Source organism: Curtobacterium flaccumfaciens (assembly GCF_004361695.1).
Lineage (GTDB): Bacteria > Actinomycetota > Actinomycetes > Actinomycetales > Microbacteriaceae > Curtobacterium > Curtobacterium flaccumfaciens_B.
In genome coordinates, this window is the sequence record NZ_SNVW01000012.1 from 1 (window position 1) to 22,881 (window position 22,881).

The following is a 22,881-nucleotide window of genomic DNA, read 5'->3' on the forward strand; positions in this document are numbered from 1 at the left end:
CCGCGATCCACGACTACATCACCTGGTGGAACACCGACCGCTCCCAGGCACGACTCGAGGGCATGAGCCCGGTTCAATACCGAGCTCACGCCCTCGCGGCCTAATCTGACTTCACGGTCCAACAAACCGGGACCAGTTCACAGCTGGCACCGCGCCTCCAGTCCGATCCTGGGTTGCGTCCTAGGCCTGGACGTCGCCTCGCCAGCCGGGTTCGGTCGGGGCGTTCTCGACCCGCTCCTTGTAGTTCTGCAGGTCCTTCTTGACGGCGTGGCCGCCGATGCCGACGGCGGAGCCGAGCTTCTCGAGGAAGCCGGACGGCTCCCAGTCGATCTGCGCCGTGACTCGGGTCTCGCTGTCCGACAGCTTGTGGAAGGTGACGACGCCGGCGTGGTCGGTCTCGCCGTCCTTCACGGTCCAGGCGACACGCTCGTCGGGGTGCTGCTCGGTGATGACCGCGCGGAACTCGCGCTCCTGGCCCGCGACCTTCACGGTCCAGTCGGTGGTCTTGTCGTCGACCTGGACGATCTTCTCGACCTCGTCGAGGAAGTGGGGGAACTCCTCGAAGCGAGTCCACTGGTCGTAGGCCTGACGGACGGGGACGGTGACGTCGACGGTTTCGATGATCTGGGGCATGGGCTGGACGGTAGGCGGCTGCGGCTGGACGCCGTACAGGGCGGTGTCCCCCGGTCGCCGGGTGCCGTCGTTCAGGGCGGTGCACCCGGCCGCTGGGTGCCGCCGTTCAGGGCGGTGTCCCCCGGTCGCCACTATGGTGAGGCAGATGACTGAGCACGGGAAGCACGCGTTCCACGAACGGGACGACCACGGCATCCTGGTGCGTCCAGCACTCGCCTCCGACGTCCCGCACATCCAGCGGCTGATCGCTCCGTACGTCGACCGGCGCATCCTGCTCGGCAAGGAGAACGTCGCGCTCTACGGCTCGATCCAGCAGTTCCGGATCGCCGAAGGTCCCGACGGCGTCCCGATCGGATGCGGCGCGCTCGCCGTGTTCTGGGACGACATCGCCGAGGTGCGCACCCTCGCGCTCGACCCGGAGTGGATCCACAAGCGCGTCGGACACCGGATGCTCGAAGCGCTCGAACACGACGCCCGCGAGCTCGGCGTCGCACGCATCTTCTGCCTGACGTTCGAGGTCGAGTTCTTCACGAAGCACGGGTACCTCGAGATCGGCGAGAGCGTCGTCTCGCCCGACGTCTACGCCGAACTCGTCCGATCGTCGGACGAAGGGGTCGCGGAGTTCCTCGACCTCGCCCGGGTCAAGCCGAACACACTCGGCAACACCCGCATGCTGAAGATCCTCTGACGCTTTCCGGCGTCGCCCGGCGGGGTGGCCTCGCCGCGCCCGCGCCGTTGTCTACCCTGTGCGCATGTCGTCGTTCCGTCACCCCGTCGGGCCCGAGAAGCCGGGCGTCTACTGGCGCCGTCGCGCCACCGTCATCGGGGTGCTGCTGCTCATCGTGGTCGTCGTCGTGCTGATCGTCGTCGGGCGGGGGAGCGGGGCCAGTTCGGCGGAGCCCTCCGCGTCCGCGACGTCCTCGACCGGCTCGACTGCTGCGTCGACCGCTGCCGCTGCGCCGTCATCCGGGTCGTCGGCCTCGTCCACGCCCCGCGCGACCCCGTCGGCGTCGGCGTCGCCGTCCGGGTCTGCCGCTGCCGGGTCGACGTGCGCCAAGGACCAGGTCCAGCTCACCCCCGTCGTCGACAAGACCGCCTACGGGCCCACCGAAGACCCGAAGATCGCGATGTCGATCAAGAACACCGGCTCGGCGTCGTGCCACATGGACCTCGGGTCCGCGCAGCAGGTGCTCACCATCAGCTCGGGTGAGGAGCAGTACTGGTCGTCGAAGGACTGCCAGACCGGCGGCACGAACCAGGACGTCACGATCAAGGCCGGCCAGACGCTGACCACGCCGGCGATCGCGTGGGACCGGACGCGCTCGTCGACGACGACGTGCGACTCGTCACGGCCGTCGGTGACCGCCGGGGGAGCGAGCTACCACCTGCAGGTCGCGGTGGGGAACCTCGAGTCGAAGGACTCGGTGCAGTTCATCCTCGGCTAGGCGTGCTGCTGGCATTCATGCAAGTGGATCGGGAGTGCCCCGGTCGGCGTCGAACCCCTGGCTCAGGCCGGGGGTTCTCGCTGTGTACGGGGGAGCAGCAGTGGGCTCCGCTCGCGTCATCCGGGCCTCGCGACTCAGGTGTCCGGAGATGCAGAACGGGCCCGCCGTCCAGAGGACGACGGGCCCGTTCGAAGCTGAGGGTGATCAGCCGATGACGGTGATATTCTCCGCCTGCGGGCCCTTGCGGCCCTCGGTGATCTCGAACTCCACCTTCTGGTTCTCCTCGAGCGACTTGTAGCCGTTGCCACCGATCGCGGAGAAGTGGGCGAAGACGTCAGCGCTGCCGTCGTCCGGCGCAATGAAGCCGAAGCCCTTTTCGTTGTTGAACCACTTGACGGTTCCAGTTGCCATGATGGCGTTCCTTACTTTCTTGCCAGGCGAGATTTTCGCTGCCTGTCTTGCGAAGCGGTACTTGCTACCGCCGATCCGACAACCGATTGCTGTCTGATCGATGCGCCCCGCGGGCATTGGGCCGGCGGAACGGGTTCGGGGCCAGGCGGCCGGGGAAGGCCAGTGACCGATGGCGCTCGAGGTGCAGGGCACCGGAAGAACGATGGACTCCCGCCGAAGCGGTTGGTACCAACTTACAGGCTCACGGCCGCAAGGGAAGAGCCGGAGTCGCTGAACCGTCATGAATCTGGTGGACTAGGGCGTGATGGCAGACAAGGAACAGCGCTTCCGGAGCGAACAGCTCGAGGAAGCCCTCGCACAGCAGGACGTTGCAGCGGTGGCGTTCGCGCTCCGCAACGACATCGTGATCGTCCCCCGGCTCGTCACCGGCAAGAAGGACATGCAGGTGCGGGTCTTCGGTCGCGAAGGGTCCGAGAAGCGCATCCTGCTGCTGTTCTCGTCGGCGGACGCCTACACCGCGATGGTGCCGGACGAGAAGATCCGGCAGGTCATGGTCTACGACGGCGCGCGGCTCGAGGAGTTCCTCGCCGCCCACCTCGACTCACTCGAGGGCGTGTTCTTCGACATCGCCGGACCCCACACGATGCAGGCGACACCCGGCGACCTGCTGGCCGCGCTGCGCGCCTGAGCGGTTCGGCGCGGATCGCGTCCTTCGGCGTGTCACGGTCGTCGGCGAACGCCGCCGGGCGGCCCGACGTCGGTCGGCGGGCGGCCCGACGTCGTTCAGAAGGCGCGGTCGAGTTCGCGTTCGCGCTCGTTGCTCGCCAGGGAGAACGCGACGCGCAGGGCTTCGCGGAGGTGCTGCGAGTCGGCGCCGAGCACCGTCGTGAACCCAAGGCGTGCGGCTTCGTTTGCGCGCTGCTTCGTGCCCGTGGTCGGTCGGATCTCACCAGCGAGGCTGATCTCGCCGACCGCGGCCAGTGAGTGCGGGAAGGGACGGTCGCGTGCGGCGCTCGCCAGAGCCAGGGCGATCGCGAGGTCCGCGCCGGGCTCGGTGAGCTTCATGCCGCCCACCGTGGAGACGTAGACGTCGGCGTCGGACAGCTTCAGGCCGGCTCGTCGTTCGAGGACGGCGAGCAGCATCGCCACGCGGGACGAGTCGACGCCGTTCACGACGCGACGCGGCTGCGGCGCCGAACTCGGCACGACGAGCGCCTGCACCTCGACCGGGAGAGCCCGGCGTCCTTCGAGGGCGACCGTCACGCAGGTGCCCGACACCGGGGCGCCGTTCTTCGACATGAAGAGCCCGCTCGGGTCAGGGACCTCGTGGATGCCGTCGCCGGCCATGTCGAAGCAGCCGACCTCGTCCGTCGGGCCGAAGCGGTTCTTGAGCGCGCGGACGAAGCGCAGCGCCGTCTGGCGGTCGCCCTCGAAGTGGCACACCACGTCGACGAGGTGCTCGAGCAGCCGCGGGCCGGCGATCGTGCCGTCCTTGGTCACGTGGCCGACGATCAGGACGGGGAGTGCGCGGTCCTTCGCGATCCGGATCAGCGTGGAAGCGACCTCACGCACCTGGGACGTGCCACCGGCGATGCCGTCGATCGCACTGGACGAGATCGTCTGGACGGAGTCCGCGATGAGGAGGTCCGGGCGCACCTGGTCGATCTGGCCGATGATGACGCCGAGGTCGACCTCGCTCGCCAGGTAGAGGTCATCGTGCATGGCCCCCGTGCGCTCGGCCCGGAGACGGACCTGGTCCACCGATTCCTCGGCGCTGACGTAGAGGACGCGCTTGCCGGACGCCGCCGCGCGTGAGGCCACCTCGAGCAGGAGCGTCGACTTGCCGACGCCGGGCTCGCCGGACAGCAGGACTGCGGCACCCGGGACCACGCCGCCGCCGAGGACCCGGTCGAACTCGCCGATGCCGGTCTGCCAGCGCTGCACCGTGGTGCCCCGCGCTTCGGTGATGGGACGCGCGACCCGGTTGCCGGCGACCGCGACGGCACTCGTCCCGCGTGCGCTGACCGTGGCGGCTGCGGTGTCCTCGACGGTGCCCCACGCCTGGCACTCGCCGCACCGGCCGACCCACTTGATGCTGGTCCAGCCGCACTCGGTGCAGCGGTAGAGAGACTGGGGGCGCGCCATGCTCGTCAGGTTAGGCCGTGCCGCCGACACCACCGGACTGGTCGTCCGGGTCGTCGTGCCCTGCTCCTGGGATCGGGACCGACCCCGTCATGCGCTGCCGGAGCCGGTCGATGCGCCCGGGACGGTCGGCGTGGTCGAGTGCCTCTGCGCCTTCCACGTCCTGCTCGGCACGTGCCGTCGCCACTGCGCCCGCACCGGCGCCGAGGTCCTCGGCCTCGCGCGCGGAGAGGTAGTGCCGGATCGCCGCGACCACGTCCACGCGGGCGTCGACGGCGGGCTCGAACGCGCTCGCCCAGATCTCGTACCCGCGGTCGTTCGGGTGGAACAGGTCCCCGTAGCTGTTGAAGAAGGTCCGACGCAGCCCGACGCGCTTCGTGATGGTGTGCAGCGGCGCCACCGTCAGACCGAACTCGTCGGCCACCCGGTGCACGATCTCGTTCGCCACGGCGACCTTCCGCTCACGGTCGGGCACGAACATGCACGGCAGCTCGGCCACGATGGCGTGGGACGGCACGGCGCCGTAGATCTCGCGGATGTTCCGCTCGAACTTGTCCGGGTGGAAGTCGGCGATGTCGTTCGCACCGATCGACACCGTGCAGATGTCCGGCGAGTAGTGGCGGAGCTTCGGCAGCTGGTCCTTCCGAGCGCCCCACGTCGTCGACCCGGACACGCTGAGGTTCACGACGCGGACGGAGGTGCGGGAACGGTGTCGGATCCGGCGCGCGAGCAGCCCCACGTAGCCGCGGTGCGGTTCACTCGCCCCGACCCCTTGCGCAGCCGAGTCGCCGATCGCCAGGTAGGTGATCTGCCCGTCGTGCTGCAGGCGCTCGCGCCACCAGTCCGCGTGCACGGGGAGCATGTCGACGACGCGTCGAGCGGCGGCGCGTTGCCCGCGGACGCCGGCGCGGGCGCCGAACGTCGCGCCGCCGAGGACGGCGAGGCCGCCGCCGATCGACGTGAGCAGGGCGATGAGGGTGCGCGATCTCATTCACCGGACGGTACGCCGTCCAGCCAGGTGCTCGATGAGGGGTGCCTGAACTGTGGACGGGGGCTCGAGACCGGCCACCTGTGGAGGGTGAGCCGACCTGCGGTGGTGCGACGGGCCTCCCGGATCGTGTAAACTCTTTCCCGGTACCGTGTCCGAGCGGCCGAAGGATCATGTCTCGAAAACATGTGTGGGGGCAACTCCACCGTGGGTTCAAATCCCACCGGTACCGCCACAGAAAGCCCCCGTTCACGCGGGGGTTTTCTTCGTTCACGGCACCATTCCGACGCAGGTCCCCCGCACCTTGCAGCCAGCCTGCGCAGTTCCGCTGATGCGGTCGCCGCCGTGCGCCTGCGACGATCGCGATCGTGCCGTCCTTCCTCCTGTGCTCGCCGCCCGTGCACGGCCACGTCACACCGGTGATCGAGCTCGGACGAGGGCTGGTGGAACGCGGCGACGCAGTGACCGTCCTGACCGGCCGTCGGTACGAGGACGCCGTGCTCCGGTCGGGTCTCGCCTTCGCGCCACTGCCGGCCGAGGTCGACTTCGACGACAGCGACCTGGACGCCTGGCTTCCCGGTCGTGGCAAGGCGAAGGGGCTCGCGGCGGTGCGCCAGGACATGATCGGCATGTTCGCCCGCGTGCTCCCCGGGCAGTGGCGGGCCGTCGCGGCGCTGTTGGCGTCGCAGCGGTTCGACGGGATCATCGGCGACGCGACCTTCACCGGGCTGGCCCCGTACGCGTCGCGGCCGGCTGCCGAGCGGTTGCCGGTCGTCGGGGTGTCACCGGTTCCGGTCGTCCTGACCAGTGTCGACACCGGGCCGTTCGGACTGGCGCTCTCTCCTGCCCGGTCGGTCATCGGCCGCCTCCGGAACCGTGCGCTGAACCCTATCGTCCTCCGCGGGCCCTTGGGGCCCATCGGGGTCGCTGTGGACGAAGCGCTCGCCGAGGTCGGCGAGCCACCCGCGACGATGCCGTTCTCCGACTACCCGTACCGCTCCTACGATCGCCTGTTCCAGCTCAGCATCGCGGAGCTCGAGTACCCGCGCCGTGAGCTCCCGGAGACCGTCCGCTTCGTCGGTCCGCTGCGCCGCCGGAAGGGGGTCCGCGCCGACGGCCTGCCGGCGTGGTGGGGTGACCTCGATTCCGATCGACCGGTGGTGCACGTCTCGCAGGGGACGATGGACAACCGCGACCTGGGGCGGCTCGTCGTCCCGACGCTCCGTGCGCTCGCGGACGAGGACGTCCTGGTCGTCGTCGCCACCGGTGGTCGTCCGGTCGACGAGGTCGTGCGTGCCGTGGGCGGTCGGCTGCCGTCGAACGCCCGCGTCGAGGAGTACCTGCCCTACGACGAGCTCCTTCCCAGGTGCGATGCGTTCGTCACCAACGGCGGGTTCGGTGGCGTCCAGCGCGCGCTCGCGGCAGGAGTCCCGCTCGTGGTGGCCGGCAGTACCGAGGACAAGCCGGAGATCGCCGCGCGGGTGCAGTGGGCGGGGTGCGGCATCGACCTCCGCACCGGGACCCCGACGCCCGGGCGGGTCCGGGCTGCCGTGCGGCGGGTCCTGAGCGACGGGATCCTGCGTCGTCGCTCTGCGGTCCTCCGTGACCGGATGGACGCACTGCCGGACCCGGTCGACATCGTCCGGGACGCCCTGATCGAACTCGCCGCCGCCGGATCCGCCGGTGACGCGAACGGGCCCTCGAGGCTCCCCAACGAAAGGCCTTCCGTGTCACTTCGCACCCTTCCCATCGCCGACGTGCAGCAGATCGAGCAGGCGGAGGCCGACTACTTCCTGCGGTTCCTCGCCGGAGCGTCGGCACCGGACCGGGAGGCCCTCGGGATCCGGACCGCGAGGTACGGTGGCGCGACGGCCGCGGCGATGGCCAGCGACCCGACGGGCTACTGGAGCAAGAGCATCGGCCTCGGCTTCGACGTCCCGCTCGACCGTGCGGTGCTGACCGACGTGCTCGCGTTCTTCCGTGCGTCGGGGCGGCAGTCGGCGCTGGTCGCGGTTGCACCACAGGTGCTGCCGGACGACTGGGACGCCATCTGCGCGGAACTGGGTCTGACGGCGAGCCCGTCGTGGGCCAAGTTCGCGTGCCCGGTCGACGAGTTCGTGCCGGGGGAGACCGACCTCGACGTCCGGGAGCTGACGGCGCACGACACGGCGGCCTGGGCGCGGATCATCCGGGAGGCCTTCGGGATGACGGACCCTGATCTCACGCCGATGCTCCGCGGGGTGTTCGACGACCCCGAGGCGCGGGTGTTCGGCGCCTGGGACGGCGATGAGCTCGTCGGGGCCGGCGCCGTGCACGTCGTCGGCGAGGTCGCCTCGATCAACACCGGCGGGACGCTGCCGTCACACCGGAACCGCGGCGTGCAGGCCGCGATCCTCACCGCGCGCCATGCGGCTGCGGTCGAAGCCGGCTGCCGGCTCCTGGCGGCCGAGACCGGTCTGTCCACGAGCAACCCGTCGTACCGGAACCTCGTGCGCTCGGGCTTCACCCACCACTACGACCGGACGAACTGGCTCTGGAACGCCTGATCGGCCGGTCGCCGCGGGCGTCCGTCAGCGGGGGGCGGCCGTCACGAGCCGGCGCTGCGGACCGCGTCGGAGAGCGCACCGGCGACGGCGTCCCACGGGCCCACCGACCGCGCGACGACCGCGACGTCTCGGTGGAGCGGCGGGTCGAGCGGTGCTCGTGGGTGGTCGCCGGCGACCGCGGACACCGGCACGACGGCGACGCCGAGCCCCGCCCCGGCGAGTGCGGCGGCGGCGCGGGGCGACCCGACCGTCGTCACCGGTGACACGGCTCGCCCCGCGAGGGTCTCGGTGAGCCACTGCCCGTAGCCGCTGGCGGGGTCGATCCCGATGAAGGGACCGGCAGCGACGACGTCGAGCGAGACCGACGGCGCCTGCGCGCCGGCCGCGACGATCTCCTCGTGTCCGGCGGAGCGCACCACCAGGTCGGGCGCGACGACGGGACCCGGCACGACGGCGAGGTCCTGGTCACCCCGGCGGACGGCCTCGACCATCGAGGTGGCACTCGCGCCCTCGGTCAGACGGGGCAGCAGGCGCCCGGAGGAGTGGAACGAGCGCAGCACCGGCACGATGAACGGCTCGGTGAAGGACTGCGCGACGACGATCCGCAGCGCGACCGTCCCCCGTGCGGCGTCCTCGGCCCGCCGGGCGGCGTCGACCGCGACCCGTGCCGCCGGCGCGAAGGCCCGGCCCGCCGCCGTCAGGGTGGCTCCGTGGCGACCGCGATCGAGGACCGACACCCGGAGCTCGCGCTCCAGGGACGCGATCTGGTGCGACACGGCCGGTTGCGTCAGGTGCAGCGTGCGGGCGGCCCGCGAGATCGAGCCGGCGTCGACCACGGCGAGGAACACCTCGAACGCACGCAGGTTTGCCATCAACACATCTTATGGCTGACCCAGAGAACATCGAAGAGACTTCGGGAACCGATGGCGGCGGCCGGTCGTTCTCCTGTGGTGCACGGCGACCGCCGCGCACCAGGCACCAGGGGAGGAACCCACCATGACGAACCACGACCAGAAGCGCATCCTGCTCGTCGGCGGCGGCTCGGGCATCGGTCACGCGATCGCCGCGGCCCTGCTCGAGCGCGGCGACCAGCCGATCATCGGGGCACGTGACCCGGAGCGTGCGACGGCGGCGCTGCCCGCGGCGCTCCGCGATGTACCGGTCGTGCGCGCCGACGTCACCGACGAGGAGACGATCGCCGCACTCACCGCGTCGGGCCCGTTCGACGCGGTCGTCTCGCTGGCCGCGGGCTCGGCGAACGGGCCGGTCGGGTCGCTCGACCAGGCAGCGGTCCGCAACGCGTTCGACGCGAAGGTGGTCGGACCGATGCTGCTCGCGAAGCACCTCGCGCCCTCGGTGCGTCCCGGCGGCGTGTTCGTGCTCTTCTCCGGCGTCGCCGCCTGGAAGCCGGCGCCCGGACTCAGCGTCATGGCGACCGTGAACGGCGCGGTGTCGTTCATGGCGGAGGCGCTCGCCGTGGAGCTCGCCCCGGTGCGCGCGGTCGCGGTGTCGCCCGGCATCATCGACTCCGGCCTGTGGGACTTCATGGGCGAGGACGGCAAGCGCGACTTCTTCGCCTCGACCGCCGCGACGAACCCGGCACGACGCGTGGGGACACCGGACGACGTCGTCTCCGCGGTGCTCCTGGCGGTCGACAACACCTTCGTCACCGGGACCACGCTGCACGTCGACGGCGGCGGCCACCTGGCCTGAGCGACGTCGCGGCGCGGACCGGCCCGATCAGGCTCGGTCCGCGTCGACGACCAGCCAGCGGAGCAACTCGGTCGTCGACCGTCGGTCCGGCGCAGCGCCACCGAGAGCGGCAGCCGCCCGCTCCGCGACCGCGTCCGGCAGGAGGGCCAGGAACCGCTCGACGGCCATCGGACCGGACGGGTCGGCGCGCGCGTGCAGGGTGCCGCTGCCGATGCCCGTGGCCTCCGCGAGGAAGGTCACGGGGAAGCCCGCCTCGCGGGCAGCACCGATCAGGCGGCGGGTGTCGCGGAAGCGCCGGAGCCGGTCGTCGCCCGACGTCCGCCGTTCGACCGCGAGCGCTGCGAGCAGGAGCCGGGCGACCGCGCGGCGCGCGGCCTCGGACGCGGTCGGCAGCGGTGCGGTCGGGAACGGCTCGGTGGAGAGGGGCACCCGCCCACCCTGGTCGAGCGCTCCGTCGCGTGCATCCGTGACTCCACCGGTCTCCGCGACCGGCCACGATCCGACGGGAGGCGCGGGGCGGCGCCGTCACGCGCCTCCAGGCCGTCCGCTGGTCGCGCAGGGCGGTGGGTCCGGCCGTCGTCCGTCGTGTGCGGGGGCGGACGCACGAACGCCCCGCCCGTCCGTGCGGACGAGCGGGGCGTCGTGCTGGTGGTCAGCGCTGCCGGTCAGCGCAGCTGCAGGGAGTACACCGAGTAGCCGTACGGCGTGGCACGGTGCACGCCGTGCAGCCGGACGTACCGCCAGTCGCCGGAGAGCGTCACGTCGTCCGCCCCACCGTCACCGTCGGTGACCGACGCGATCGTGGTCCAGTCGTCGGTGCTGCTGTTCCGACCCTCGATCCGGTAGGCCGACCCGTAGGCGACCTCCCAGTCGATGTGCGCCGAGCGCAGCGTCCGCGCCGTCCCGAGGTCGAGCTGGAGCCACTGGTCGTCGGAGTGGCCGCTCGCCCAGCGGGAGGTCGCGTCGCCGTCGACCGCGTTGCGTGGTCCGACCGACGAGGACTCGCTGCTCGAGGCCGTCACCACCGCGTTCCGGGCGAGGTCCGGCGACGGTGCACCCTTGGTCGAGAACACCTTGACCGCGTAGAGCGAGTAGCCGTAGGCGGTCGCCCGCTTCCCGCCGAGCATCCGGACGAAGCGACCCTGGACGCCCTGCAGGTCGTGCGTGTCCACACCGCCCGTACCGCCCGTCACGTCCGCCACGGTCCGCCAGTCGTCGGAGGCGCTGTCGCGGACCTGGAGCTGGTACGTCTTCGCGTACGCACCCTCCCAGTCGAGCTCGACCCGGTCGATCGGCAGGACCTCGCCGAGGTCGACCGTGATCCACTCGCCGTCGCGCGCGGCACTCGCCCAGCGCGTGGACGGGTCGTCGTCGACGGCCTGGATCCCGGACAGGTCGCCGCGCTCCGCCGACGACGTGCTGACGGCCTTGCCGACGGCGACGTCACGCGAGGTGCCCGACGGAGCGGTCGGGGCCGGGGCCTCGTTCCGCACGGCGGTGACCGTCGCGGTCCCGTGGAGCGGGCCGACCGTGGCCGTCACGGTGGCCGTCGCACCGGCGTCGGCCGGGGCCGTCACCGTGCCCGAGGCGTCCACCGACCCGCCGCCGACGACGGACCACGAGGCGTCCGACCCGACCGGACCACCGAAGCCGTTGCCGTCGAAGGCGTACGCGCCGAGCTCCGCCGTCGCGCCGGGCAGCACCGCGCTGCTGCGCGGCGACACGAGGAGTTGCGTCGGGGTGATCGCGGCCTCGGCGGGGGTGCCGGAGATCGCGAGGTCGAGGATGGAGTAGCCGTAGCTGGTCAGACGCGTGATGCCGTGCATCCGGACGTAGCGCCCGGTGCCGGCGACGTCGAGGTCGTCCGGCTTGGCGTCCTTCTTGCTGACCGTCGTGATCGTCGTCCAGGGGCCGGACGCGGCGTCGGCCACCTGCAGGGAGTACTGCTTGGCGGCAGCCGTCTCCCAGTCGATGTGGACGTGCGCGACGTCGGTCTCCTTGCCGAGGTCGATCGTCAGGTCGGCGTCGTCGGTCCCCTGGGTGCTCTCCCACCGCGTCGACGGGTTGCCGTCGAGCACGTTCGCCGGCTTGTTGCCGACGGTGTTCGACGTCGCGGTGGCGGTGGCACCGGCACTCGCGACCGGGATCGACGCGACCGACGAGGCGACGGCGCTGCCCTCGACCGATCCGGCGGTGGCGACGACGTACCCGGCACCGGGGCCGCTCGTGGTGAGCGTGCCGTCCGCGGCGATCGTCCCCGGGCCGGTGTACGACCAGGTGGTGCCGGACGGCAGGGCGAACGGGTCGCCGTACTGGTCGGCGCCGGCGGCGGCGAAGCGCTGGGCGGAGCCCACCACGACCCGGTGGAAGCCGGGCGTGACGTCGATGCTCGTCAGCACGGGTGCGGGAGCGACCCGGAACGCGTAGCCGTCGCTCGTCGAACCGACCGTCGCGGTGACCGTGGCGTGGTCGACCGCGGCGCTGGTGGTCAGCACGCCGGACGACGAGACGGTCCCGGTGCTCGACGTCCACTGCACGTGGTCGAGCGGGATCGTCGCGCCGTACTGGTCGTAGCCCGTCGCGGTGAAGGTGGTGGCGGAACCCGGGGTGAGGGTCTTCGGGCTGCCGTCCGTCCCGACGACGACCTTCGCCAGGTGCGCGTCGAGGTGCGACGTGATCTGGGTGTGGGCCGGGACCGCGACGGAGCCGATGACCTTCGTGCCGTCGTACACGTCGTACGACTGCTGCGTGTCCCCGACGTTGTCGAGCACGTACGACCAGTTGCCGTCGGCGTCACGGAACGCCTGGCTGAGCGGGTCGCTGGTGTGCCGCGTGGTCGACTCGGTGCCGAGCGTCAGGTTCGACATGCCCTGCCAGTAGTTCATGCCGGCCATCGACTTGCCCGTGACCGCGCCGTCCTTCGCCTTCCACAGCGCCGCGTGGATGTCGGCGTAGGTCGCCGGGTCGTACTGCAGCAGGAAGCCGAGCACGACCTCGCCGAGGGCGTCGCCCATGTCGCTGATGACCCCGGCGGCGCGGGCCGTGTCGACCCCCGGCGTGTAGTGCGTCGGGTCGAACGAGTACAGCCGGTCGACCGTGTCCGTGTCGGCGGTGTAGTTCGTCGACAGGTAGGGCATGAGCGGCGACGCGTGCGTCCACTGGCTCGGCTTCTCGTCGGCCTCCGCCGCCGAGATCTCGGTCGGGACCAGTGATGCCGGCAGCGTCGTGGGCGTCCAGTGCTCCTTCGGGAAGGTCACCTTGCCCGTGGAGTCGACCGAGACGAGGAGCGTGTCCGTCGACGGGTCGTACAGCGGGTTGTCGGCGGTCTTCGCTGTCGCGTAGCCGGGGTGGTTCTTCTCGGCGGAGCGGATCGCGTCCTCCAGCTCGCCGATCGCGGCGTTCTGGTCCTTCGTGATCGCGACGGAGCCGTAGGTGCCGATGCCGTACCACTTCTTGGTCAGCATCTGGATGTGGTCCTGGTTCGCGGACTTGACGTCCGCCTCCCCCTGCTCCTTCGGGCGTTCCTCGAGGATCGTCTTCAGGATCGAGGCCGAGAACTCCTTGTCCCAGCCGAAGTAGCCGAACCACGGTGCGGTCGGCATCCACTGGATGCCGCCCTTCCACGCGGCGTCACCGTCGAAGTACGTCGACCACGCCTGTCCCCAGTCCTGCAGCATGCCGGCCTGCGGGTGCTGGTACTGGCTCGGGAACGCGCCGTTGCCGTCGTACGTCGCCGAGTCCGGGTTGCCGTGGACGTTCTGGTAGTAGTCGCGGACGGCGAGGCGCTCGTTGACGTACTCCATCGCACCGGTGGCCTGCATGTCCTCGTTGCCCAGGACGGTGCCGAGCAGGAAGAGTCCGGCCTCGGACTGGATCGCCTCGGACGAGGACTCCTGGTTCTGGCCCTGCGGCGACGAGACGCCGGCGGCGTTCGAGTGGCCCGCCCAGACGCCGAAGGTGCGCAGGTGCGGGAACGCGTCGTCGTCGCGGTCCCAGTTCGCGTACTCCTTCGTGACGAGCGTGGCCATCCCCTCGTACTGCTTCACCCACGCCGGGTCGACGGCGCCGAGCAGCGCGGTCGCGACGGCGAAGTAGCCGTAATGGAAGTGCTGGTCGTTGAGCTGGCCGGAGCCGTAGGAGTCGGCGAACCCGACGAGCGCACCCCAGGTGGGGTACCGCGCGAAGAAGTCCTGCTTCTCGCCGGTGGTGTACGTGTACCAGTCGGTGAGGGACGTCTCGAGGGTCGCCTGCATCTTGGCGGCGTCGTCGGTGTCACCGATCTGCTTCGCCACCGTCATGTACTCGGCGAGCTGCTCGAGGCACTTGCCCTGCCAGTAGGTGTCGCCCGTGCAGGCCGGCATCGTGGAGTAGTCGGACAGGTACTTCTGCAGCACCGGGTCGGACGCGGCGCCCTTCGGCGTCCCGGCGATCGGCGTCATGCCCTCGAAGGGGTAGTCGATCGTCCAGTCGTCCCCACCCACGGCGGTCTTCATCGTGCCGCGCGGGGTCGCGTACTCCGCCCCGGTGAGGGAGAAGTTCGTGGTGCCGTCCTCGTACTGGTGCTGGAGCCAGCCCTGCACCACGCTGTGGTCGGAGCCCTGCAGCAGGTCGGTCGTGACCTTCCACCGCTCGTGCACGATGCCCTTCGCGGAGTCGTAGGAGTAGTCCATCCGGGTGTCGCGCGGGATCGCGCCGGCGTGCTGCTGCAGCTGCGCCATGGTCAGGCCGCTCTTCGGGACCGCGCTGACCGCCAGCCAGGTGCCGGTCGTCGCGTCGATCGTGTTCCCGGTCAGGGTGAAGGTCGTGCCGTCCGCGGCGTGGACGCCGAAGACGTGTCCGCTCTGCCGGACCTCGAAGCTGTTGCCCGTGAACGGGAAGGCGATCGGCTGCCCGTCACCGTCGGTGAACGTCGCGCCGGACTCCGTCGTGATCCGCGGGGTCTCGTCGTGGTACTCGAACCACTGGTACGGCTCGCCCTGCACGCTCGTGACGTCCATGTACTGGCCGCCGTCACCCTTCTGGGGCATCCGCCAGCTCACGTTCCAGTCGCCCCACCGCAGCGCGTCGTTCTCCGTCGCGGAGAACGCGGTGCTGCCGTGGTCGGCGATGTCGGCGCGGCTGTCGGTGAGGGTCACCTGGTCCACCATGAGGTGCCCGTATCCGCCCTTCGTCTGGTCGACGAAGCGGATCTGGGCCTGCTGCCCCCGGTAGGCGCTGACGTCCCAGCTCGTCCACGCCAGCTGCTCCGACTGCTTGCCGGTCGCGGTCGCGACGACCTTGCCGCCCACGAGGAGCTCGGCCTCGTCGACGCCCGGGTCCGGGTAGCTCCCGCCGCCGAGCAGGAACGCGATGCCGGAGCGGTCGATGGTGAACGGCGCCGTCGTCAGCGTGCCGGTCGCCGCGTCGCCGTTCTTGGCGCCCCAGGACGTCAGGTAGCCGGAGTCCTTCCAGCCGACGACCTTCGACTGGCCGGCGCCGGTCCCGCCCAGCGTGGTGAACGCGGTGCCGGTGGCGGTCCAGCCCGAGGGGATGCCGTGCTCGAAGTCGGCGAGGACCCGGTCCGTGGAGGGCGGCGGCGTCACCGCGCCCGAGACGGTGATCGCGTGGTTCTGCACCATCTGCGACCCGTCGGCGTTCCACGAGTCCGGGTACGTCACCTTCGTGCCGGCGGCGCTGTTCGACGAGACGAACGGGTTCGACCAGAGGTCACCCGAGAACCCGTTGCCGTTGTGCACGATGCTCGTCCACCACTGGTTCGAGGGCACCGGCTTGCCGGCGACGGACGGGTCCACGTGCACCTTCTGGCCGAGGAAGGCCTGCACGTCCCCGATGTCGGAGATGGAGTCCGGCGGCGTCGGCGCGTAGGAGCCGGCGCCGACGTGGACGCCGTCGACGGCGGGGGCGGACCCGGACGGTGCCGGGCTCGCGGCAGCGGGCGGCGGGGGCGAGGGATCCTCCGAGGTGGTCCCGCTCGCGGCCGTGGTCGAGGGGGTCGCGGCGGAGGCCGCGGTGGACGAGGAGACGAGCACTGCACCGGGCAGTGCCGCGAGCGCGACGAGGGCGACGGTCGCGGTCAGCGACCGCGCACGCGTGTGTCGGACGAACCAGTTGTCTGTAGGCACGGGGCGACGGTAGCCAGCGGACGGAGCCGACAGCGTCAGCGGTTCTGCGGACAAGCACCGCCCGAGAGGCCCCCAGTTCGGGGGTTCGGAGCCCGGCACGGTCGGTGTTGCCAGTGGAAACACGGAGATTGCGCCGAGGACGACGCGCGGCTCCCTCGAACCCCTAACGTTGTCCCGACCACCGAAGACCCGAGCGATCGTCGCGCGGACGAACGGCCCCACCTGCCGCTCGCCGAACCAGGAAGGGGCAGCATGTTCGTCGCGATCCGCCCGTGGCTCCTCCGGTCCCGCGCCCGGGCAGGACTGCTGCTCGTCGTCACCCTCGTCGCCGCGGTCCTCGCCGCCGTCGTCGGAGTGACCCTCGTCCTCGTCCTCCAGGCCCCGACCACGGACCTGCGGAGCGCGCTCCACGGGATCCCCGTGGCCTCACGCACCCTCGAGATCGAGGCGTCGGGGGACCCGACGAGCCAGGGCCGCGCCTTCCGGGGTCTGGTGACGCGGACCTTCGGTGCGGTTCCGGTGCACGTCCGGACCGAGGTCCGCGGCGACACGTCCGAGTGGCGCGTCAGCGCCGATGCGGACCGGATCACCGCCGAGGACCTGAGCGGTCTGCAGTCCGGGTTCACGAGGCTCCCCTCCGCGGCCGCCGAGCGGTTCGCGGTCGACGGCGGCACCACGACCCGGCACGCCGCCACCGTGCGTGCCGATGCGGCGGTGCTCGCCTCCGCGGCGTCCGCCGTCCGTGCCGCCGCGCCCGTCCCGCTGTCGATCGTCGTGATCGCCGGCGCGGTCGCGCTCTTCCTGACGGGCCGGTTGCTCGCAGGGGCCCGGGTTACCGAGGACCGGCTGCTCCGGGCACGCGGTGCCTCGGACGCCCGCATCGTCGGCCTCGCGGGGCTGGAGGGACTCGTCACCGGTGCGATCGGTGCCGCGGTGGGCAGTACGGCCGGCACGCTCTGGGCTGCTGACCGCTGGGGCATCGCCGGTGCGGCGACCAGCGTCGACGTCGTCGTCGCGGCCGCGTCGGTGACCGTGCTGACGGTCGCCGCGACGACACTGGCGGCCGGCCGACGTGCGCGGTCCGCAGACGCTCGTCCCGCCGATCGGGCGTCCCGTGTCGCTGCTGCCCGGATCGGCGCCCTCGTCGCGCTGCTCGACCTCTTCGCCGGCGTCGCCGTCTGGCGGTACAGCAGCCCGGGCGCCGCCGCAGCCGGGGACGCGCTCGCCGTCGTCGCCCCCGCCGCGCTGCTGACGGCGCTCGCCGTGACCGGGGCGCTCCTGCTCCCGCCGACCCTGGCGCTGCTCGCTCGCCTGGCCGAGCGTCGCACCGGCTTCGTGCGCCCGGTGGGCCTGCGGCTCGCCGCGCGCGACGGCCGGCGGCTGTTCGTGCCCGCGGCGCTGCTGGTGCTCGCCGTCGCGTCCGGGGTCCTCAGCGCCACCGTCGACGCCTCCACCCGTGGCTTCCTGCACGACAGCACCCGGATCGAGCACGGTGCCGCGCTCCGGGCGGACGTCGGTGGCCCGATCCCGCTGAACGGGGTGTCCGACCTCCTGCCCGTCGGCGTCCGCGACCAGCGTGCCCAGGACCGCGGAGTCCGGCCGGTGCTCCGCGTGACGGGCACCACGGGTGACGCCGCGCAGGCCGAGGGATCGGTGCAGGTCGTCGGCGTCGACGCCTCCGCGGTGCCCGCGATGCTCCCGGTCTCGCCACGGACCCTCGACGTCCCGGAGACGGTCCGCGGGCTGCGCCAGAGCCTGCCCGGCGTGGAGCTCGGAACCGGCCGGAGCCGCGCGGCCAGCACGCTGGAGATCGGGATCCGCAGCTCGGTCGCGCCGACGCCCGTCGTCGGCGCGGACGTCCAGGTGCAGGCCGTCGCCTGGGTCGTCGACGGGGTCGGCGACGTGGCACCCGTGACGACGGCGGCGGGAGCGCTGCCGACCGGCGGCCGTCCGACGGCGCAGGCACTGCGCGCCACCCTGCCGAGCGGCGGCCCCTGGCGACTCGCGGCGCTCGACCTCCGCTTCCGTGGCGACGCCGACGTGACCGGCGTCAGCCTCGCCGTCGGGTCCCTCGCCGTCGACGACGTCGCCGTCGCGCTGCCGAGCCGGTCCTGGACGGCCGCGCCGGACGCCTACGACGCCTCCGGCCTCCGCGCCGGTGCGTCCGCGGGGAGCGGCGCGGCGTCCGGTCCGATCGGTGTCCACGCCGCATCGCTCCAGCTCGCGGCCCAGTCCGGGAGCAGCTCCGCGATCCGGCTGATGCCCGTGACGGGGCGCGTGGTCCCCGTGCTGGCCAGCGCGTCGAGCGGCGCGGCCGTCGGCGACAGCGTCTCGGTGGCCGGCGACTGGGCGAGCTTCCGCGCGCGGGTCGTCGGCACTGCTCCGACGGTCCCCGGCACCGACGGCGGAGCGGCGTACCTGGCCGACCTCCCCACGCTGGACCAGGCCGTCCTCGCCGCGTCCCAGCGCCCTCCCCGCATCCGAGAGATCTGGGCCGCCGACGCGGCCGCCCGTTCCCTGGTCGCCGACGCCGCCCCGGATGCGACCCTCACGGTCCCCTCCACGGCACTCGAGGCACCCTTCGCCCGCTCGGTGGTCCTCGCCCTGCTGGCCGGTACCGCTGCCGCACTCTTCTGCGCCGTGCTCATCCTCGCCGCGACGGCCGTGTCCGTCGCTCGGAGCCGTCGTGCCGAAGCGCTGGGACTCCGGATCGTCGGGGCCTCGGCGTCGCAGCAGTCGCGTCTCCGCGCGATCGGTCCGGCGCTGACCGGCACCTTCGGCCTCGTCGCCGGCCTCGTCGCCGGTGTCGCGGCCGCCGGCCTGGTCGGCGTCGCCGCGGTCCGGGCGAGCGCGCCGCGCGCGCCCGTCGGGCTCGGCGTCCCGCTCGCCCCGGCGTGGTGGGACGTCGGAGTCGTCGTCGCGCTGGTCGTCGTCGCCGTGGTGGTCGTCACCGCCGCGCACGCAGTCGCGGTCCGTCGAGCGGCCGGCCGCACCGGACGGGAGGCACGATGAGCGTCCACGACACCGGTCGCGCCCGGCACACGGCGCGTCCCGGGCGCAGCGCACCCTGGCCCGGACGTCTCGTCCGGCGGTCGCTCGCCGACCAGGCGGCGGCGCTGCTGGCGCTCGCGGTGCTCGTCGCGGTGACCACCCTGGCAGCGGTCGGGACCCCGAGACTGGTGACGTCCCTCCTGGACGCCGACCTGAACCGGACCGTCGCGAGCGCGTCACCGTCCTTCCGCGACCCGGCTGCCGGCGTGTCCCTCGCCGTCGACGACACGGTGTCGTCGCCGGGCGACTTCTTCCCGCGGATCTGGAACGCGCTGCCGGACCGACTCCGGACCGCGCGTGCGCACACGGCGCCGGCACTCCGCGCGCTCCTCGACGACGGGCACGTCTCGGGTCGCGCGGTCGGGCTGCACGCCGGTCCGCCGGCCGCGGGCGCCGTCACCGAGTTCGCCGCGAGCGGTCTGCGCGGCGGTCTGTCCGTCGCGACCGGGTACCGCATCGACGCCTACCCGGGCCTGCGCGCCGACTCCCGCCTCGTCCGAGGGCACTGGCCGGCCCCCGCCTCGAGCGTCGGCGCAGGCTCCGTGCTCGAGGTGGTGGTCACCACCCGCACCGCACGCGAGATGCAGTGGCGGGTCGGCGAGGAGCAGCAGCTCGCGCAGGAGGGCGGGACGATCACCGCTCGGTTGGTCGGGCTCGTGTCGCCACGGACGACCGACTCGGACTTCTGGGCGCTCGATCCCGGTCGGAGTCGGACGTCCGTGACCTACGACCGGTACCAGACGCCGACCCGGCACGGGATCGTGTTCGTCGATCCGAGCACCTGGCCGCAGATCGGTCCGCAGCTCGGCGGCACCGACGTGGCGACCTGGTACCACCTCGACACCGCATCGATCTCGACGGCGAGCCAGCCGGCCATCAGCGCGGGCCTCGACCGGCTGCTCGCGAACCCGCCGACGGTGACCACCCCGGCGGGGGACCTGCGCGTCCTGCGCTTCAGCTCGTTCCTGCCCCGGCTCTTCGCCATCGCCGAGCAGCGCGCCGCGTCGTCCGGGGAACTGCTGGCGGTGTCGGCGACCGGACCGCTCGGCGTCGCACTCGTCGTGGTCGTCCTCGCGACGTCCGTCGTCGTCGCCCGCCGTCGGCCGGACCGTGCCCTCCTCCGGGCGCGCGGGACCGGTGGCGGGGCGACGGTGCTGCGGACCGTCGCCGAGACCGCGGTCGCCACCGTCCCGGCCGCGGTGGTGGGGTGGCTCGTCGCCGTGGCCGTCCTGCCGCACGTGCCCTGGGCCGCAGGCCTCGCAGCGGGTCTGGCCGGGATCGTCCTGCCGCCGGCGGTCGCTGCGGTCGTCGCCGTCGCCGAGGCCGTCGAGGTCCGCGGACCACGGGCGGCACCGTTCCGGTGGGTGCTCGAGGCGCTGGTCGTGACCGGGGCCGTCGCCGCAGCCGTCGCCGTGCTCCGCCGGGCACCGAACGGCGCCGGACCGCAGTCGATCGTCGGCGACCCGCTCGTGGTCGCCGCGCCGCTGCTCGTCGCCGCGGTCCTGGTGGTGGTCCTCCTCCGACTCCGCCCGACGCTCGTCCGCTGGACCGCGCGCCTGGTGCGGGACCGCAGCGCCGCAGCGTTCGTCGGCACCGCCGAGGACGCCCGCGGCGGGAGCGCACCGGCCTGGGTGCTCGGAGCGGTGGTCCTCGCGACCGGGACCGGCGTGGTCGCCGCGGCCCTGCTCCGCGCGGTCGGGGCGGCGACCGCCAGCACCACGGGGGCGACGACGGGGTTGGACCGGAGCGTCCTGGTCGGCGGTGCACCGACCGTGGTGGTCGGCGGCCTCGCCCTCGCGGCCGTGCTCACCGCGGTCGCCGTCGTGATCACGGTGGTCGCCGCGGCGCCGGAGCGGCGTCGTCGGAGTGGGCTCCTCAGGACCTTCGGACTGTCCGGGCGGGACCGCACCGCGGTCACCGTGTGGGAGCTGATCCCACGCTGCGTGGCCGGGGTGCTCGGTGGGACGGTGGCGGGTCTGCTGTCCGCGATCGTCGTCGTGCCGGCCGTCGTCCCCGGCTCCGGAACGGTGTGGCCGGCTCCGCTGCCGGTCGTGGCCACCGCCCTGGGCTTCGGACTCGCAGCCTCGGTGGCGACGGTCGCCGCGGTCCTCTCCGACCGGCGACGGCCGGCCCTCGTCGACGACAGGAGTGCAGCATGACCGACACGACGCCGACCGCCAGCAGCGGACTGCCCGCCGTGGGACCGGACCGAGCGATCCACTGCCGGGAGCTCGTCCGCATCTACGTCTCCGACGACGTCGAGGTGCAGGCGCTCCAGGGCCTCGAGCTCGACGTGGCGAGCGGTGAGCTCGTCGCGCTGGTCGGGGCGTCCGGCTCGGGGAAGTCGACCCTCCTGGGGATCCTCTCCGGTCTCGACCGCCCGACGGCCGGCTCCGCCCTGGTCGCCGGCGTGGACCTCACGACGATGACGCGGAAGACCCGGCTGCACTACCACCGGCGGGTCGTCGGCTTCGTCTGGCAGCAGACCGAACGGAACCTGGTGCCGTACCTGACGATCGCCGACAACGTGCTCCTCGCGATGCAGATCGGTGGGACGCGCGACCGTGCGGGGCGCCTGGACACCCTCGTCGAGCTGCTCGACCTCGGCGACGTCCTCGAGCGTCGACCCGCCGACGTCTCCGGTGGTCAGCGGCAGCGCGCGGCGGTCGCCGTCGGGCTCGCGAACAGCCCGTCGGTGCTCCTCGCGGACGAGCCGACCGGTGAGCTGGACGAGTCCACGAGCGCCCAGCTGCTCGAGACGCTCCGCACCGTGAACCGCGAGACCGGGACGACGACCCTCATCGTCACGCACGACGCCGCCGTCTCCGAGCACGTCGAGCGGACCGTGCGCATCCGCGACGGGCGGACCTCCACCGAGACGCTCCGGTCCACGACGACCGGGTCCGCACCGGACGGGGACGCCCAGGAGTTCGCCCTGGTCGACCGTGCCGGTCGGCTGCAGCTCCCGCAGGACTACGTCGACCGGCTCGGCCTGCGGGACCGCGTCCGCCTGGCGATGCGGCCGGACCACGTCGGCGTGTACCGCGGCGACGACGCACACCCCACCGCCCACGACGCGCCGCGGTCGGCGGCGGACGACCGAACGGAGCACGACGATGTCTGAGGCCGTGGTCGACGCGATCCTCACCGCTGAGGGGCTCACCCGCCACTACGGTGACGGCGAGGCGCGGGTGGTGGGTTGCGAGGACGTCTCCCTGGCCGTCCGGCCGGGCGAGCTCCTCGTCGTCCGCGGTCGCTCCGGGGCGGGCAAGTCCACGCTCCTGCGACTGCTCGGCGGGCTCGACCGACCGACCGCGGGTGCCGTGCGCATCGGGGACCTCGACGTCGCCGCCGCCACCGAGGGGGAGCTGGTCGAGCTGCACCGCGACGTGGTCGGGTTCGTGCACCAGGAGTTCGGGCTGCTGCCGACCCTGACGGCCGCCGAGAACGTGGAGCTCCCGCTCCGCATCGCCCGACGTGACGCCGGCGAGCGAGTGGCCCGCGTCGCCCAGGCGCTCGCCTCGGTCGGGCTCGACGGGCACGAGAACCAGCGCCCCGGGCAGCTCTCCGGCGGTCAGCAGCAGCGGGTCGCGATCGCCCGGGCACTCGTGTCCCCGCGGAGCGTGCTCATCGCGGACGAGCCGACCGGGCAGCTCGACAGCGAGACCGGCGCGCAGGTGATGGACCTCGTGGTCGCCCTCACCCGCGAGCGCGGGGTCGCGACGGTCGTCGCGACCCACGACCCGCTCGTCATCGCCATGGCGGACCACGTCGTCGAGCTGCGCGACGGTCGGGTCCGTGCGGTCGGCGACGAGGACTGACGACCGGAC

At 72.6% G+C, this 22,881-nt stretch carries 17 protein-coding genes and 1 tRNA gene; 11 read left to right on the forward strand and 7 right to left on the reverse strand.

All coding sequences use genetic code 11. The features are described from left to right. Window positions 1-5 precede the first annotated feature (5 nt). Entirely contained in the window at window positions 6-104 is a 99-nt protein-coding gene (locus EDF64_RS18685) for an IS3 family transposase (protein ID WP_432207034.1), read from the forward strand. Window positions 105-180: 76 nt separating this feature from the next. On the opposite strand, the gene EDF64_RS14915 is transcribed toward EDF64_RS18685, so the two are convergent. Next, window positions 181-633: an SRPBCC family protein gene (locus tag EDF64_RS14915; RefSeq protein WP_133520757.1), complete on the reverse strand. Its 453-nt coding sequence runs from the start codon at window positions 631-633 to the stop codon at window positions 181-183. Window positions 634-778: 145 nt separating this feature from the next. Here EDF64_RS14915 and EDF64_RS14920 point away from each other — a divergent pair, with 145 nt between their 5' ends. Next, window positions 779-1,321, forward strand: a complete 543-nt coding sequence (locus EDF64_RS14920; RefSeq protein WP_208108919.1) for an amino-acid N-acetyltransferase — start codon at window positions 779-781, stop codon at window positions 1,319-1,321. A 64-nt stretch (window positions 1,322-1,385) separates the two neighbouring features. Beyond that, a complete protein-coding gene (locus EDF64_RS14925; RefSeq protein WP_133520758.1) occupies window positions 1,386-2,078 on the forward strand; it encodes a hypothetical protein in 693 nt (230 codons plus the stop codon). A 204-nt stretch (window positions 2,079-2,282) separates the two neighbouring features. Here the strand turns inward: EDF64_RS14925 and cspE are convergent, their stop codons facing one another. Then, window positions 2,283-2,489 (reverse strand): transcription antiterminator/RNA stability regulator CspE, encoded by a 207-nt coding sequence (cspE, locus tag EDF64_RS14930; RefSeq protein ID WP_065963953.1) that lies wholly within the window; start codon window positions 2,487-2,489, stop codon window positions 2,283-2,285. A 304-nt stretch (window positions 2,490-2,793) separates the two neighbouring features. On the opposite strand from cspE, the gene EDF64_RS14935 reads away from it, so the two are divergent. Further along, on the forward strand, window positions 2,794-3,177 hold the full coding sequence (locus tag EDF64_RS14935) for an SseB family protein (protein ID WP_133520759.1): 384 nt from the start codon (window positions 2,794-2,796) through the stop codon (window positions 3,175-3,177). Window positions 3,178-3,272: 95 nt separating this feature from the next. Here EDF64_RS14935 and radA read toward each other — a convergent pair whose 3' ends face one another. Together radA and EDF64_RS14945 are read right to left on the reverse strand one after the other, a co-directional pair. Further along, complete coding sequence (radA, locus tag EDF64_RS14940) at window positions 3,273-4,634, reverse strand: DNA repair protein RadA (protein WP_133520760.1); 1,362 nt, start codon at window positions 4,632-4,634, stop codon at window positions 3,273-3,275. Window positions 4,635-4,644: 10 nt separating this feature from the next. Continuing rightward, window positions 4,645-5,622, reverse strand: a complete 978-nt coding sequence (locus EDF64_RS14945) for an SGNH/GDSL hydrolase family protein (protein WP_071293386.1) — start codon at window positions 5,620-5,622, stop codon at window positions 4,645-4,647. 142 nt (window positions 5,623-5,764) lie between these two features. Between EDF64_RS14945 and EDF64_RS14950 the strand changes: the two genes are divergently transcribed. Further along, a tRNA-Ser gene (locus EDF64_RS14950) sits at window positions 5,765-5,854 on the forward strand. Between the two features lie 133 nt (window positions 5,855-5,987). Further along, window positions 5,988-8,165: a GNAT family N-acetyltransferase gene (locus EDF64_RS18450; protein WP_208108920.1), complete on the forward strand. Its 2,178-nt coding sequence runs from the start codon at window positions 5,988-5,990 to the stop codon at window positions 8,163-8,165. 41 nt (window positions 8,166-8,206) lie between these two features. On the opposite strand, the gene EDF64_RS14960 is transcribed toward EDF64_RS18450, so the two are convergent. Next, window positions 8,207-9,037 carry a LysR family transcriptional regulator gene (locus EDF64_RS14960; RefSeq protein ID WP_133520761.1) on the reverse strand — a complete coding sequence of 277 codons (831 nt, stop codon included), beginning with the start codon at window positions 9,035-9,037 and terminating at the stop codon, window positions 8,207-8,209. A 124-nt stretch (window positions 9,038-9,161) separates the two neighbouring features. On the opposite strand from EDF64_RS14960, the gene EDF64_RS14965 reads away from it, so the two are divergent. Next, a complete protein-coding gene (locus tag EDF64_RS14965) occupies window positions 9,162-9,878 on the forward strand; it encodes an SDR family oxidoreductase (protein WP_133520762.1) in 717 nt (238 codons plus the stop codon). A gap of 27 nt (window positions 9,879-9,905) precedes the next feature. On the opposite strand, the gene EDF64_RS14970 is transcribed toward EDF64_RS14965, so the two are convergent. Both EDF64_RS14970 and EDF64_RS14975 read right to left on the reverse strand, forming a co-directional pair. Continuing rightward, entirely contained in the window at window positions 9,906-10,307 is a 402-nt protein-coding gene (locus tag EDF64_RS14970) for a hypothetical protein (RefSeq protein WP_133520763.1), read from the reverse strand. 236 nt (window positions 10,308-10,543) lie between these two features. After that, window positions 10,544-16,000: a discoidin domain-containing protein gene (locus tag EDF64_RS14975; protein ID WP_133520764.1), complete on the reverse strand. Its 5,457-nt coding sequence runs from the start codon at window positions 15,998-16,000 to the stop codon at window positions 10,544-10,546. 252 nt (window positions 16,001-16,252) lie between these two features. On the opposite strand from EDF64_RS14975, the gene EDF64_RS14980 reads away from it, so the two are divergent. From EDF64_RS14980 to EDF64_RS14995, 4 genes are read left to right on the forward strand one after another with little or no spacing between them, the layout of a single operon-like run. Beyond that, window positions 16,253-19,012, forward strand: a complete 2,760-nt coding sequence (locus tag EDF64_RS14980) for an FtsX-like permease family protein (RefSeq protein ID WP_133520765.1) — start codon at window positions 16,253-16,255, stop codon at window positions 19,010-19,012. Next, window positions 19,009-21,210 carry an FtsX-like permease family protein gene (locus EDF64_RS14985; protein ID WP_133520766.1) on the forward strand — a complete coding sequence of 734 codons (2,202 nt, stop codon included), beginning with the start codon at window positions 19,009-19,011 and terminating at the stop codon, window positions 21,208-21,210. Before EDF64_RS14980 ends, EDF64_RS14985 begins: the two co-directional genes overlap by 4 nt. Then, window positions 21,207-22,175, forward strand: a complete 969-nt coding sequence (locus EDF64_RS14990) for an ABC transporter ATP-binding protein (protein WP_133520767.1) — start codon at window positions 21,207-21,209, stop codon at window positions 22,173-22,175. Before EDF64_RS14985 ends, EDF64_RS14990 begins: the two co-directional genes overlap by 4 nt. Continuing rightward, window positions 22,168-22,872 carry an ABC transporter ATP-binding protein gene (locus tag EDF64_RS14995; protein WP_133520768.1) on the forward strand — a complete coding sequence of 235 codons (705 nt, stop codon included), beginning with the start codon at window positions 22,168-22,170 and terminating at the stop codon, window positions 22,870-22,872. Before EDF64_RS14990 ends, EDF64_RS14995 begins: the two co-directional genes overlap by 8 nt. Window positions 22,873-22,881: the final 9 nt, after the last annotated feature.

Coding starts and splice junctions, on each gene's coding strand:
- EDF64_RS14915 (WP_133520757.1), bottom strand. CDS start 633: ATGCCCCAGATCATCGAAACCGTCGACGTCACCGTCCCCGTCCGTCAG.
- EDF64_RS14920 (WP_208108919.1), top strand. CDS start 779: ATGACTGAGCACGGGAAGCACGCGTTCCACGAACGGGACGACCACGGC.
- EDF64_RS14925 (WP_133520758.1), top strand. CDS start 1,386: ATGTCGTCGTTCCGTCACCCCGTCGGGCCCGAGAAGCCGGGCGTCTAC.
- cspE (WP_065963953.1), bottom strand. CDS start 2,489: ATGGCAACTGGAACCGTCAAGTGGTTCAACAACGAAAAGGGCTTCGGC.
- EDF64_RS14935 (WP_133520759.1), top strand. CDS start 2,794: ATGGCAGACAAGGAACAGCGCTTCCGGAGCGAACAGCTCGAGGAAGCC.
- radA (WP_133520760.1), bottom strand. CDS start 4,634: ATGGCGCGCCCCCAGTCTCTCTACCGCTGCACCGAGTGCGGCTGGACC.
- EDF64_RS14945 (WP_071293386.1), bottom strand. CDS start 5,622: ATGAGATCGCGCACCCTCATCGCCCTGCTCACGTCGATCGGCGGCGGC.
- EDF64_RS14960 (WP_133520761.1), bottom strand. CDS start 9,037: ATGGCAAACCTGCGTGCGTTCGAGGTGTTCCTCGCCGTGGTCGACGCC.
- EDF64_RS14965 (WP_133520762.1), top strand. CDS start 9,162: ATGACGAACCACGACCAGAAGCGCATCCTGCTCGTCGGCGGCGGCTCG.
- EDF64_RS14980 (WP_133520765.1), top strand. CDS start 16,253: ATGTTCGTCGCGATCCGCCCGTGGCTCCTCCGGTCCCGCGCCCGGGCA.
- EDF64_RS14985 (WP_133520766.1), top strand. CDS start 19,009: ATGAGCGTCCACGACACCGGTCGCGCCCGGCACACGGCGCGTCCCGGG.
- EDF64_RS14990 (WP_133520767.1), top strand. CDS start 21,207: ATGACCGACACGACGCCGACCGCCAGCAGCGGACTGCCCGCCGTGGGA.
- EDF64_RS14995 (WP_133520768.1), top strand. CDS start 22,168: ATGTCTGAGGCCGTGGTCGACGCGATCCTCACCGCTGAGGGGCTCACC.